Consider the following 13,893-nt stretch of genomic DNA (forward strand, 5'->3'; position numbering starts at 1 on the left):
ATAAAATTAGCAAAACAATTGAAAATGTTTTGCTAATTTTGTTTCATACCCAATCTAGGATATGAAGAATACGTTTTTAGGTTTGATCTCTGTATCAATATTAGCTGTCTCTTGTAAAAAGGATGAAAAAGCAACTTATTTAAAAGAAGAAGCAGGTTCTCAGCAATCTTCTGTAGCAATAAACAACACTCCCAAGGCTTCACTGATGGATCAGGCTGGAATTCAGTCTGTCTCTAATCCTGCTCCCATTGCAACTGCTGCAGGAATGAATCCTGCCCACGGACAACCAGGACACCGTTGTGATATCCCGGTAGGACAACCTTTGAACGGACAACCGGCAGCGACTCCTGCTGTACAAACGGTCAATACGGGAAATAGTAATGCCATTCAGATTGATCCAAACTCAATGTCTCCAGGAAAAGTAACCATTGACAATAATAGCGGAAAACAGATTAAAACGGCCCCGGGAATGAATCCTCCACACGGGCAGCCGGGCCATAGATGCGACATCGCTGTAGGACAGCCTTTGAACAGTAAGGCAGCTCCAGCAACTCCACAGCCTGTTCAAAATGTGGTACAAACGACCCCTGCTCCAGCTCCGGCAGCACAAAATATTGCTATGGGAGAAAAACCAAAGCTAAACCCGGGTCATGGTGAACCTTGGCATAGCTGTTCTCTAAAAGTTGGTGATCCTTTGCCATAAATTTTGTATTTTTGCAGATATGAAGCTGTTTCATCTACTTGCAATAGTATTTTGTTTGGGAATTTTTTTGGTTCCTAAGGACAGCTTCTACGCTCAATCTATGCAGGACACCTGCTGTAAGGCAGAATCTAAAAAGAGTGACTGCTGTAAAAATCATTCCTCAAAAAAAGACGGTAAAAAAGACTCAAACAAATCATGTAATGATGACTGCTGTTCATCATGCGTTGTCTGCTGTACTTTTATTGAGACTCCATTTTCAAAAAATCTACGTTTGGAACTTTCTTACTACAAAGCGAATAAGAATCCACAGTTCCAGTATTCAGATCCATACCTTTCAGACCGTTTAAAGGAGATCTGGCAGCCGCCCAAAATAGGTTAATTAAAACATTATGTGTTCGTTATATGATATAATGAACCGTTTTTACTTAATCTAAACTTTAAACAAATGAAATTATATATTTCCAGGTTCATACTTGGTGCATTATTCTTATTTACTCAATTTATATCGGCTCAAAATCTTTCAAAAAATCAGTTCAAGGTAAAGGGGAACTGTGAAATGTGCAAAACAAGAATTGAGGGAGCAGCTAAGAAAGCAGGCGCAAAAACAGCGACATATTCTATTGATCTTCAAACACTAACACTAGAAACAGACCAGGTTTCTACAGACGAAATCCTAAAAAAGGTTGCAGAGGCAGGCCATGACAATGAAAAGTATAAGGCTTCCAATGAAACATATGAAAGTCTTCCGGGATGTTGTCTTTATGAGCGAGATCTTCAGCCTAAAGCAGCTGAAAATCATGAGCATCATGCTAAAAAGGACAATGAATTCTATGTAAGAGGAAACTGCGCTTCCTGTAAAGCCAGAATTGAAAAAGCAGCCAAAGGAGCAGGCGCAGATTCCGCGGAATGGAACGCAGAAAAACAAACTGTTACTTTAAATTTTGATTCCTCTAAAACCTCATCGGATAAAGTGTTAAAGGCAATTGCCGATGCAGGACACGACAATGAAAAATACAAGACTTCTGATTCCGTTTACAATGGTCTTCCAGGATGTTGTCTATATGACAGGGATTTCACTTTTGGAGAAGCTAATCCAAAGGTACATTATGAGGAAGAAACAAAGCAGGAGGATCATAAAGATCATTCTACCCAGTCTGATAATGAAACTCACAGCAAACATGAAAAGAATATTGATGGAGTTGTTGTTACAGGCTCTAAGGCGGCAACCTCTTTAAGTAAAAAAGAGGCTGGACTTGTCTTTAATATTGATAAAAAAGAACTATTAAAAGCTGCTTGTTGTAATTTATCAGAAAGTTTTGAAACCAATGCTACTGTAGATGTTTCTTTCAGCAATGCGGTAACAGGAACAAAACAGCTGAAAATGCTTGGTCTGGATCAAAAGTACACCAGTTTAACCAAAGAGCAGCTGCCGGAGATCAGAGGACTGGCTTCAGCCTACGGATTGAATTTTATACCCGGAAGATGGATTGAAAGCATCCAGTTAACCAAAGGGGGAAGTACCGTAACCAATGGTTATGAAAGTATTACAGGACAGATCAATACTGAGCTTCTGAAAAACGCGAAGACTCCGGAAACGTCCCTGAATCTTTTTTCCGATTTTAATGGAAGAGCAGAAGCTAATATTACGAGTGTATCCCCTATCAACGATAAATGGTCGCAGACGTTCCTTCTTCACGGAAATGGAACTTTTGGAAATACGGATATGAATCACGACGGTTTTCTTGACAGACCAAAGGGCACTCAAATTAATGCGGCATACCTTCTTAATTATAATGATTTGGAAAAGTCAGGATTTGGTTCTCACTTTGGGATCAACTTTATCAGGGATGAGAGAACTGCCGGACAAACTAATTTTGATAAAAAACTGGCTCAGGATAAGCAACCTGCCTATGGGGTAGGAATTGATATTTCAAGATTTCAGGTTTGGAATAAAACAGGATATGTTTTCAAGGGAAAACCTTACCAAAGTATTGGCTGGATGAACCAATATGTGTATCATCAGCAGGATAGTTTCTTTGGATTGAGAAATTATGTAGGGAAACAGCATACTTATTATTCCAATTTAATCTTTGAAAGTATTCTTGGAAATACGAACCACAAATATAAGGCGGGTGCAAGCTTTTTATATGACGGGTATGAGGAAACTTATTTAATGGATGACATTAAGAGAAATGAGATTGTTCCTGGAATCTTTGCTGAATATACTTTAACAGGATTAAAATATACATTAGTAGCAGGAACCAGAGTTGATTTCCACAATCTGGCAGGAACTCAGTTTACGCCGAGAGTTAACTTTAAGTATGATTTTACACCACAGACTATCTTGAGACTTTCTGCGGGAAGAGGATTCAGAACAGCGAATGTATTTGCGGAAAGCCAGCAATATTTCGCATCCAACAGAACCATCAATATCTTACCAAACGGTGGAAACATCTATGGACTAAGGCCTGAGATTGCATGGAACTACGGAGCAAGTCTACAGCAGGAGTTTAAGCTTTTCGGAAGAAAATCAACCATTATTGCAGACTTTTTCAGAACTGACTTTCAGGATCAGGTATTGGTGGATCTTGACAGATCTCCTCAGCAACTGACATTTTATAATTTGGATGGTAAATCTTTTGCCAACTCATTCCAGACTCAATGGGATTTCACTCCATTCAAAAACTTTGATGTAAGACTGGCTTATAAATATTATGATGTACAGGCGGATTATATTGATGGAAGAAGAGAGGTTCCTTTTATGGCAAAACACAGAGGTTTTGTCAATCTGGCCTATTCAACCAATAAGAATGATAAAGGAGGATTCTGGAGCTTTGACACGACTTTAAACTGGGTAGGAAAACAAAGACTTCCTGATATGTCTAGCAACCCTGCAGAGTTTCAGCTGCCGGCTTATTCTAATTCCTATGCTGTACTTAATGCACAGATATCAAAGAACTTCAACAAGAAGCTTAGAGCTTATGTAGGTGGAGAAAACCTTACTTCTTATTATCAGAAAAATGCGATCATTGATTTTAAAAATCCTTTTGGAAATTATTTTGATGGCGGAATGGTATATGCTCCGATCATGAAAGCAAACTTCTATGTGGGACTGGATGTAACATTCTAAAATTTAGAAAATCTTATCCCTTGCTTTTCTCTGGGAGGAATAAAAAAACAGCATCAAATTGATGCTGTTTTTTATATATTTATCTTCCAAAATCGTCTTGTACTCTTACAATATCATCTTCATCTGAAGGATTGGAAGCATCGGTATGCTGCCAAATTTCGGCAACTACGCCCCAGCCTGTCAGACCAATTAACCTGTGTCTTTCACCTTTTTGGAGTTTTACCTGATCCTGAGGATTGTATTCTCCAACCTCACCTTCTTCATCTGTCATACTGCGTTTAATCCCTACTGTTCCTTCTACAACCTGCCAGATCTCAGCTCTCCTGTGATGATACTGCCAGCTTAGTCTTGCTTCCGGAGCTACAATAAGAATCTTTGGGCTTAGCTTCCCTCCTATTCTCAGGTTTTCTACGTCAATACCATCAAAGTACTGATTTGCAAAATCCTGCGCCTGTGTTTCATCAATCACGAAAAACCCTCCCCATGGCCTCGCATCATCTTTTGCTGCAATATTAAAACCTTGCGTGTGCAGCATTTCTTCTACTCTATCGAATATTTCTTTTTTTTCTGTACTCATACAGCTTGTATTTCTAAATTAAAAATTTATTTACTTGATTCTTCTTTTGACATGGAATACGGAAAGTCTTTTTCCTGTGATCCTCGGTCTTTATTCGGTTTACTGTCCATTTTAAAGTCTAAAACCGTTCCTTTCATCAGTTCCTTATGGCTAATCCAGTTTTTGGAGTAAGGCTGCTGATTAACATTGAATGATTTTACATAAAAATTTTCAGCGTTATTTTCCGGAGCTTTTATTTCAATTTTCTTACCATTTTCCAGGTGGATGGTAGCTTCTTTAAATAATGGAGCTCCCAACACGTACTGATCTGTTGCCGGCGTCACAGGGTAAAAACCGAGTGCTGAGAAAATGTACCATGCGGAAGTCTGCCCGTTATCTTCATCTCCACAATAACCGTCCGGGGTGGCGTGATATAATTTATTCATAACCTGCCTTGTCCAGTATTGTGTTTTATAAGGTGCTCCTGCATAATTGTACAGATAAATCATATGTTGAATCGGCTGATTTCCGTGGGCATACTGCCCCATATTCATGATCTGCATTTCTCTGATCTCGTGAATTACTCCTCCATAATAGCTGTCATCAAAAACCGGAGGCAGTGAAAATACTTCATCCAGTTTGGCTTCAAATTTCTTTTTACCTCCCATCAGCGCTACCAGCCCGTCAATATCCTGGAAAACAGACCAAGTATAGTGCCAGCTGTTTCCTTCTGTGAAAGCATCACCCCATTTGAAAGGATTGAAAGGTTTCTGGAAGTTTCCATCTTTATTTTTACCACGCATCAATCCTGTTTCCTTATCAAACAGATTTTTGTAATTATACGCTCTTTTTTTGTAAATATCAATTTCTGAAGCAGGTTTTCCCAATGCTTTTCCTAATTGATAAATAGAAAAGTCATCGTAGGCATATTCCAATGTTCTGGCTGCATTTTCATTAATTTTTACGTCATAAGGAACATAGCCTAATGTGTTATAATATTGTACTCCGGCACGGCCTACCGCTTCTATAGGGCCCTCGTTGTCTGCTCCGTGTTTTACAGCTTTCCAAAGGGTTTCCACATCATATCCACGAAGTCCTTTTATATAGGCATCTGCTACTACGGATGCAGAATTATTTCCAATCATGATATTTGAATATCCCGGGCTGCTCCATTCTGGTAAGAAGCCTCCTTCTTTGTAGGCATTAGCCAATCCTTCCTGCATTTCTACATTGATGCTTGGGTATACCAGGTTCAGGAAAGGGTACAAAGCACGGAATGTATCCCAGAAACCTGTTCCGGCAAACATTTTACCTTCTGCTATTTTACCATTGTAAGGGCTCCAGTGCTTTATTTTATTCTGAGCATCCACTTCATACAGTTTTTGCGGAAAAAATAAAGTTCTGTACAAAGAGGAGTAAAAGGTTCTCATTTGTTGGTCTGTACCTCCTTTTACCTCAATTTTTCCTAATGTTTTATTCCAGATATTTTGGGCATCTGTTTTTACCTGGTCAAAGTTTCTGTTTCCGATTTCTCTTTTAAGATTCAGTTCTGCCTGCTCGAAGCTTATGAATGAAGAGGCTACTTTTGCATAGACAGCTTCTTTATTTTTCAGTTTAAAACCTACTACTGCTCCTGTATGATCGCTGGTAATTTCCAATTGATCATTGACGAATTTATCATCTTTCCAGGTTTTTGTCAGCTCAAAATCTTTATCAAACTGAACTACAAAATAGTTTTTAAAATTATCATACTTCCCGGTGGAATATCGGGTTGTGTATCCCAGAATTTTTCTTTCCTTAGGCAAAATTTTGATGTATGAGCCTTTGTTGAGAGCATCAATGACTACATAGGCGCTGTCTGTTTTGGGAAAGTCAAATTTGAAGAAAGAAGCCCTTTCTGTTGGTGTAAACTCTGTGGTTACATTAATATCCGCCAGGTAGACACTATAGAAATAAGGGGTTGTAACTTCAGCTTTGTGACTGAACCAGCTTGCCCTTTCATCTTCTTTAAATTTTAGCTTGCCCACCCCCGGCATTATGGCAAATGCACCGTAATCATTCATCCAAGGAGAAGGCTGATGGGTTTGCTTGAACCCGTTTATTTTATCTGCATCGTAAGTATAAGCCCATCCATCACCCATTTTACCGGTTTGAGGGGTCCAGATATTCATTCCCCACGGAAGTCCGACAGCCGGATAGGTATTTCCGTTGGATAATGAAGGCTTAGACTGGGTTCCCATCAATGGGTTTACATAATCTACAGGGGATAGATTCTGCCCGAAAGCCAGAGCCTGTACTACGAGAAAGAAAGTAGAAAATATAGACTTCATTGTATCATTTCGTTTATTAATTTATATACTCTTTTTTAATGCATAGCTGGCAGCTCCCAGAATGGCTGCATCTTCAAAAATAGCTGAGATTTTGACCTGCAAATTAATATTATTCTTTTTTAAATTCTGAAGAAATCTTTCCTCAAAATAAGGGTAAGCTTTTGCAATATTTCCTCCTATAACTAAAACTTCCGGTTTATAGTGGTCTACATATTTTACAATGAATCCGGAAAAGGAGTCTGCATATTCATCAAATATCTTGGTACGTATTTCTACAGGTTTATCCAGGAGATCTTTGGTTCCGGAAATTTTTTCACCAGTCAATTCTGCATAGTAGTTGACAAACCAGCGTGTTGCCAGATAATCTTCACAGATAGAGTCTTTAAAGGGTGAATCCCACAGATCTTCATCGGTTGCCGTTTCTCCATTGTAAAAAGTGGTTCCCAAACCTGTCCCAAGAGTTACTCCAAAGATTCTTTTAAAACCCTGTACACAACCCCCAAATACTTCCCCTTCCATAAAGGCTGCCGCATCATTTACAAAATGAATCTGATTCTGCGAAATGGATAGTCTTTTTGCCAGTTCTTCTTTGATATTTACCTTGTATATATCGATGAATTTTCCCTGTTGCATTAAAGAGATTCCGTTTTCATAATCAAAAGGCCCGGGCATTGCAATGCCTATTAAAAGATCCTTTTTTACCAAATCCTGAGTTCCTTTCTCAATGGCCGAAACCCACGCAGAAAAAATAACTTCTTTATCATCAAAGGAATTAACATGTTCCCTTACATAAGTTGAAGCCATAATCTCACGTTTTTCAGGATTTACCTGAGCCAGTGTAATATGTGACCCTCCAATATCGATTCCTACTATATTCTGCATTATTTTTAATTTTAACTTCTAGTAATTCTCTCTTACTGAAAAACAGACAAACAAGAATGTACAACTTGTCTGCCTGTTTACAGCTTTATCTTAGTTACAGATAACAATCTGAATATCTTAATTTTACTTTATGATTATTTTACCTGATGATGAGACTTTATTGTTTGAGGATGTAATTTTGTAAATATAAGTACCAGTAATTAAATCCTGCGTATTCACTGTATTATTATTTTGATTAATATTCTGCTTTTTGATAACTTTTCCTGTAGAATCATACAACAAAACCTCAGCAGTAGAACTGCCATTGATTGTGAAATGAATGTCATTTCCTTTTTTTACAGGATTTGGATAGGCCCCGTTTTCTTTTGCCACGTTCAGGTCTCTCACAGATAGAAGTGGATCACAAGGTACATCCGTTTTCCAATTGGTATCTGACATATTCACAAGTGTTGCAAAATGAGTATTTGGGGTAGAATCCAGGGCTGCAACTCCACTTCCTTCATCCATTTTCCAGTTGGCTTCCAGACTTGCTGAGTTCGAAGCCACATTACATTTATTATCCAAAATTTCCTGAGCCGTCAGTGCTCTTTTCCAAACTCTAAATTCATCAAGAGAGCCGTTGATAGCACGGGAATTATCATAATTTCTACCCAGATAAAGAATACCGTTTGCTGTAAAATTACCTGTTGCAGCAACACTTGAATCCAGGTTACCATTGATATACATCTTCATGGAAGCCCCATCATACGTTGCAGCAATATGATACCAGGTATTTGTATTAAATGTAGCGTTGCTATTCAGTTTTATCTGAGAAGATCCAAAACTTAATATGAACTGAAGCTTGTTGTTGGCCAGGTTTCCATCCCCGAATCTTAGCATAGCCGAGTTACTGTCACCCACTTCAATACCCATTACAGAGGAAATATAAGGGAATGCTGCTTTAAATGAATTCACTTTTACCCAACCTTCAAATGTTAAGGCATTTCCATTCAGGTTAAATTGCCCTGCATTCAGGTAATTTGTACTTCCGTTAAAGGAAAGTGATCTCGGACCAGGACTGGTAACAGGAGCCAGCCCGCTGTTGAATGTTCCGTCTCCGGAATAGGTACTTGTAGTTCCTCCATCGCATACTGCCTGTACTTTCCAGACATAGCTTGTGTTAGGAGTCAGGTTTTGCAATGAATAATTATTGGATGTAATATTCTGTACTACAGTCCATGTTGATCCTGCTGTTGGTTTGTATTGCAAGGTATAAGAAGATGCTGTACTTGTACTCCATGATAGCTGTGTAGTATTTCCAAGGTAACTTCCTGATACCAGTCCTGAAGGAGTTGCACATCCGTTTCCGGAATTGAATCTTGGGGCAAAAAGGTAAGTACTTGTTAATGTTGGAGAACAGTTGGATTGTATTCTCCAGTCATAATCTGTATTTAAATTCAAACTATTGATTACTACATTACTTCCCGAATAATTAGTAGCGGCATTAGTCCAAACTGTTGAATTAGCTGGTTTATAATCAATATTATATGTTTGAGTTCCATTGGACGTCCAATTGAGTTTAGCAGAAGTACCTGCTACATTGGTAACTTCCAATCCTAGTGGTGGATCACAGGCTTGCCCTTGAGCCCAGGTATATAGCTGTCCACTTAACTGGGTATTTTCGTTATAAAGAATATTGGAGCCCGTACTCAGGTAATTGGCAACATCGGCTGATCCCAGATCATACCACATGAAAACTCCATAGCCATCTGTCTTTGTGCTGGTTGCTAAAGAGGCAAGTGTAGACGCAGATGTAGAACCTGAGTTTGAGTTCTGTACCCAGATTGCAGCCGGAGAAAGCTTGGTTTTATCAAGTGGAGGAACATTCGGAACGCTGTAGGTACCATACATTGCATTCCAGCTATAATTGATATAGTTTCCTGCCTGATCTCCGTTATAACTCTGTCTTGATGTGGCCGGACCATAGTAGTAGAATGTGATCAGTTTATCCGGCATGGCTGCTTTAAGTTCCTGCAACAGCATTACAAAAGAGCTGTTATTAGGTTGACCCGTTCCGTTATTTCCGTATCCTGCATATTCATCATCCAGATCTACCCCATCCAGTCCATAGGTATATACTGTATTTGCCACTTGTAAAGCAAAGTCTTTTGCTGCTTCACGGTTTGGGAAATTGGAAATACCGGCTCCCTGATGGTTTCCTAAAATATCTAATAATACCTTGATTCCTTTTTGTTGCAAAGGTTTCACATAGGTATTCACATCGTTGAGTACCTTGGTAACGTTGTTATTGTTCGAGATGTATGCTCTGTTTTTGGACACATCATAATTGATATTGGCAGCAAAGATAATGGCAACATCAAAAAGCTGTTTGTTCGAATTCTGCAAAGTATAAGAACCCGCATTCAGCATATTATTATTGTTTACCTCTACATAGCACACTCCCAAAGGATTAAGCTGCTGTGCTTTGAGCAATGGAGCCGACTGAAGCATCAGGGCCATTAAAGGAATAAAAAAGGATTTTTTTCTCATAGTATATTAATTTTATAGTAGAAAAAGCCATTGGGACTGAGCCCAATGACCTGTTTTTTTTTATTTTACCATTAATTCTTCTGTCTGTTTCAAACCTCCATCCTTAGACTCAAACTGAAGAATATAATTTCCTTCTCCCAATTTGGTCAGTTCATATGAATTATCACCGGCATTCAGTGATTTCGTATCTACCGCTTTTCCATTAAAATTATAAATCGTTAATTTTCCTCTGCTGTATTCATCGGGTACAGTAACTGTAAGGGATGAAGATTTGCTTACCGGATTCGGATATAGTTTTATCTGTCTTTTTTCATTGAGTTCTCCTGCATTTCTTGCTAATTTTGAAGTTCCTGTTGTACAAGGCAGATCTGTTCCCCAGTTGGAGGAATCTACTCCGGTTAATGTTAAACTCACCCCGTTTCCTGAGCTATCCTGAACCGTAGAACCACTTCCTTCGTTAAATTTCCAGTAGGCAGCAAGAGAGGACGCAGGAACTGATACGTTACACATATTCTGACTAATTTCTGTCTGGCTTAGTGCTCGTTTCCAGACTCTAACCTCATCTACTTTACCATTAAAGTTTCTGGAAGTATTGTATAAATATCCTACATTGAATGCTCCATTTGAATTGACACTTCCGGTTTGTGCTTTGGTTGCATCCAGAGCACCGTTGATGTAAATTTTCATATTGGCACCATCATAAGTAGCTGCCACATGATACCATGTATTGGCATTCAAAGCTGTAGCTGAAGCCAATTTTTGCTGTACATTGTTAATACTTACTACAAACTGAAGCTTGTTATTTGCCAAACCGGCGTCTCCCAATCGTAAAAATGCAGAGTTACTGTCACTGATTTCCGTTCCCAGAATTGAAGAAATATAAGGAGATGCTGATTTGAAAGATGATGGCTTAATCCACCCCTCAAAAGATAGTGCCGAACCGCTCAGCGTAAGGTTTCCAGCGGCACCTGACTCAGAGCTTCCATCCAGAGAAAGCGCATACGAGCCTGTAGGAGTTGTTGTTCCTGATCCGCTGTTAAATCTTGGAGCAAACATATAAGCACTTTTCACGCTGCAATTCGTTCTGATCCTCCAGTCGTATTCGGTATTGGCGGCCAATCCTGAAATCGTTACTGAAGTAGAATTAAGAGCTGATGCGGCATTGGTCCAAGTTGTAGATGAAGCCGGTTTATAATCGATATCATACGTATTGGTACCTACAGAAGACCAGTTCAGCTTTGCACTTGTGCCTGTAAGGTTGCTTGTGAATAGTCCAATGGGAGCATCACAATTTACACCTTGTGTCCAGGATTGTAAAGTTCCACTTAGCACTGTTGGCTGTCCATATAAGGTTTGTGTTCCTGCTGAAAGCTGGGCTGTTTCATTAGTTCCGTGAAGATCATACCACATGAATACTCCGTAGCCTCCATTTTTAGTCTGAGTTGCCAGACTAGTGGTTGTAGAGTTGGAAGTATTTCCCATCCATACTGCTGCGGGAGAGATTTGTGCTTTCGTAAGCGGAGGTACGTTGGGAGCAGAAAATGTTCCGTACATCGCATTCCAGCTGTAGTTGACATAATCTCCCACCCTAGCTCCGTTCCATGAAAGTTTTGAAGCTGCAGGCCCATAATAATAGAATGAAATTATTTTATTCGGAAGCAATGCTTTTAATTCCTGAACAAGCATTACAAAAGAACTGTCGTTAGGCTGCCCTGTTCCGTTTTTTCCATATTCTGAATATTCATCATCAAAATCAATCCCATCCAGACCGTAGGTATTAACTGTATTGGCAAGCTGTAATGCGAAGTCCTTTGCAGCCTCACGGGTAGGGAAATTACAAATCCCTGCTCCCTGATGATTTCCCAGAATGGTCAATACTACTTTCATTCCTTTCTGCTGGAGCGGTTTGATGTAGGTATCGGCATTGGTAAGAACCTTGGTTACATTATTATTAGAGTACAGGTAGGCTCTGCCACGACTGGTATCATAGTTAATATTGGCTGCAAAAATATTTACCACATTGAACAGATAGCTGTTCGATGTTTGCAGTTTGTACGCTCCTGCATTCAGGAGGTTGTTATTGTTCACTTCCACATAGCATATTCCTGTAGGATTAAGCTGTTGTGCATTAAGCAGGGAACCGCACTGAAGCATAGCCGCAGCCAGTACTGTAAAGATGGATTTTTTTTTCATTACTATAAATTTTGGTGATTTTTTTGTGTTAAAATTTGATATGGAATTCCCTCAGTATTCTTCTCTTTAAAGAAAAACACCTCAAAATAAGGACGATATGAAATGGTGAACTATGCTAGCAGTTCCGGGTTTTCATTAAACGTTTTCCATAGCAATTCTCCAAACAATGTATTTGACCATGCAAACCATTCTCTGGTAAATTTTTTGTCATTGTCTTTATGGAAGGATTCATGCATAAAGCCTGTTCCACCATGAGTTTTCTGCAAAGTATCTATACACCATCTGATCTCACCTTTATCTTTTGTAGTGAGCGCTTTCATAATGATACTCATTGGCCAGATCATATCAAGCCCAATGTGTGGCCCGCCTATTCCCTCTGCTAATTTCCCTTTGAAAAAGAACGGGTTGTTTTCTGACCAAACGAATTTTCTTGTATTCAAATAAACAGGATCATCAGATTTCACCGCATCCAGATAAGGCAAACCTAGCAAGCTTGGGCAGTTTGCATCATCCATCAGGTTATAACTTCCGAAACCATTGACTTCAAAAGCATATATCTTTCCATATTCAGGATGGTTGTAAATTCCGTACTTTTTAATGGCTGCATCTACCTCATCAGCAAGACTTATTAGCTGCTGGGCCAATGTTTTTTCATTTTTTATTTGGGAAACCATTTCTGCAGCCTGGCGTAGGCTTACCACTGCAAATAGATTGGAAGGAATTAAAAATCCATAGATTGTAGCATCATCACTTGGACGGAACATGGAACTGATAAGACCTACCGGTTTTGTCGGATAGCCATACCCACCCATAGGAACTCCATCTGTAGCCCAGGCTGTTGTTCGTTCAAATTTGTAAGGACCTAAGTCTTTTTTTCTCTGCTGTTCTGTAAAAGTCTGCAAAGTAAGTTTGATTCCCTGTAACCAATTGTCATCGAAAGGCTTGGTATCTCCTGTTGTTTTCCAGAAATGATAAGCAAGGCGGATAGGATAACACAGTGAATCTATCTCCCATTTTCTTTCATGGGTTCCTGGTTTCATATCTGTATGATCATATTCTTTCCATTTACTTATTTTCTGATCATCATTGTAGAATGCATTGGCATAAGGATCTTTCAGAATGAATGTTGTCTGCTTATGGATTACTCCTGAGATAAGCTTATGAAGTTTTTCATCCTTTTTTGAGAACTGCAGATAAGGAAAAACCTGAGCAGAGCTGTCACGAAGCCACATGGCATCAATGTCTCCTGTAATCACATAGGTATCCGGAACTCCATTGGCTTCATTGTAGAAAACAGTGGTATCTAATGTATTAGGAAAGCAGTTTTCAAAGAGCCAGCTTAGTTCTTTATTTTTCACTTTCTTTTTAAAGGCTGCAATGGCGCTTTCTACGGACTCACTGGTAAAATGTCTTTTGGCTTTAGGAACTCGGACTATAGGAAAATCTTCCATAGCCAGGTTTTTAGCAAAAACATTTTGGGTAAACAGCAATCCGGCTCCTGCCAATGCACTTGTTTTAATAAAATCTCTCCTTTCCATTGATACTTTTGTTTCGTTTATTTTTATTAGTC

9 protein-coding genes are annotated in these 13,893 nt (G+C 39.1%); 3 read left to right on the forward strand and 6 right to left on the reverse strand.

The genetic code is table 11. From position 1 onward, the window contains the following. Positions 1-61 precede the first annotated feature (61 nt). The 3 genes from C7D53_RS13635 to C7D53_RS13645 all read left to right on the forward strand — a co-directional run bounded on the left by C7D53_RS13635 (position 62) and on the right by C7D53_RS13645 (position 3,833). Positions 62-703 carry a hypothetical protein gene (locus C7D53_RS13635; protein ID WP_106916991.1) on the forward strand — a complete coding sequence of 214 codons (642 nt, stop codon included), beginning with the start codon at positions 62-64 and terminating at the stop codon, positions 701-703. Positions 704-758: 55 nt separating this feature from the next. Continuing rightward, on the forward strand, positions 759-1,082 hold the full coding sequence (locus C7D53_RS13640) for a hypothetical protein (RefSeq protein WP_228422344.1): 324 nt from the start codon (positions 759-761) through the stop codon (positions 1,080-1,082). A 66-nt stretch (positions 1,083-1,148) separates the two neighbouring features. After that, complete coding sequence (locus C7D53_RS13645) at positions 1,149-3,833, forward strand: TonB-dependent receptor domain-containing protein (RefSeq protein WP_106916993.1); 2,685 nt, start codon at positions 1,149-1,151, stop codon at positions 3,831-3,833. Positions 3,834-3,912: 79 nt separating this feature from the next. On the opposite strand, the gene C7D53_RS13650 is transcribed toward C7D53_RS13645, so the two are convergent. The 6 genes from C7D53_RS13650 to C7D53_RS13675 form a co-directional block, all read right to left on the reverse strand. Further along, on the reverse strand, positions 3,913-4,410 hold the full coding sequence (locus C7D53_RS13650; protein ID WP_106916994.1) for a cupin domain-containing protein: 498 nt from the start codon (positions 4,408-4,410) through the stop codon (positions 3,913-3,915). Positions 4,411-4,436: 26 nt separating this feature from the next. After that, a complete protein-coding gene (locus C7D53_RS13655) occupies positions 4,437-6,719 on the reverse strand; it encodes a GH92 family glycosyl hydrolase (RefSeq protein ID WP_106916995.1) in 2,283 nt (760 codons plus the stop codon). 21 nt (positions 6,720-6,740) lie between these two features. Further along, positions 6,741-7,601 (reverse strand): ROK family protein, encoded by an 861-nt coding sequence (locus tag C7D53_RS13660; RefSeq protein WP_106916996.1) that lies wholly within the window; start codon positions 7,599-7,601, stop codon positions 6,741-6,743. 123 nt (positions 7,602-7,724) lie between these two features. Beyond that, positions 7,725-10,130 carry an endo-beta-N-acetylglucosaminidase H gene (locus C7D53_RS13665; RefSeq protein WP_106916997.1) on the reverse strand — a complete coding sequence of 802 codons (2,406 nt, stop codon included), beginning with the start codon at positions 10,128-10,130 and terminating at the stop codon, positions 7,725-7,727. 60 nt (positions 10,131-10,190) lie between these two features. Further along, the gene (locus C7D53_RS13670) at positions 10,191-12,323 is read right to left on the reverse strand and encodes an endo-beta-N-acetylglucosaminidase H (protein WP_106916998.1); all 2,133 of its coding nucleotides are present in this window, start codon (positions 12,321-12,323) and stop codon (positions 10,191-10,193) included. 110 nt (positions 12,324-12,433) lie between these two features. After that, a complete protein-coding gene (locus C7D53_RS13675; protein ID WP_106916999.1) occupies positions 12,434-13,861 on the reverse strand; it encodes a glycoside hydrolase family 125 protein in 1,428 nt (475 codons plus the stop codon). Positions 13,862-13,893: the final 32 nt, after the last annotated feature.

It is taken from the genome of Chryseobacterium aurantiacum (genome assembly GCF_003020585.1).
GTDB lineage: Bacteria > Bacteroidota > Bacteroidia > Flavobacteriales > Weeksellaceae > Chryseobacterium > Chryseobacterium aurantiacum.

What these genes read in the sequence shown, in the direction of transcription:
- C7D53_RS13660 (WP_106916996.1), bottom strand. Translation starts at nt 7,601, where the DNA reads ATGCAGAATATAGTAGGAATCGATATTGGAGGGTCACATATTACACTG.
- C7D53_RS13670 (WP_106916998.1), bottom strand. Translation starts at nt 12,323, where the DNA reads ATGAAAAAAAAATCCATCTTTACAGTACTGGCTGCGGCTATGCTTCAG.
- C7D53_RS13675 (WP_106916999.1), bottom strand. Translation starts at nt 13,861, where the DNA reads ATGGAAAGGAGAGATTTTATTAAAACAAGTGCATTGGCAGGAGCCGGA.
- C7D53_RS13655 (WP_106916995.1), bottom strand. Translation starts at nt 6,719, where the DNA reads ATGAAGTCTATATTTTCTACTTTCTTTCTCGTAGTACAGGCTCTGGCT.
- C7D53_RS13645 (WP_106916993.1), top strand. Translation starts at nt 1,149, where the DNA reads ATGAAATTATATATTTCCAGGTTCATACTTGGTGCATTATTCTTATTT.
- C7D53_RS13650 (WP_106916994.1), bottom strand. Translation starts at nt 4,410, where the DNA reads ATGAGTACAGAAAAAAAAGAAATATTCGATAGAGTAGAAGAAATGCTG.
- C7D53_RS13635 (WP_106916991.1), top strand. Translation starts at nt 62, where the DNA reads ATGAAGAATACGTTTTTAGGTTTGATCTCTGTATCAATATTAGCTGTC.
- C7D53_RS13665 (WP_106916997.1), bottom strand. Translation starts at nt 10,130, where the DNA reads ATGAGAAAAAAATCCTTTTTTATTCCTTTAATGGCCCTGATGCTTCAG.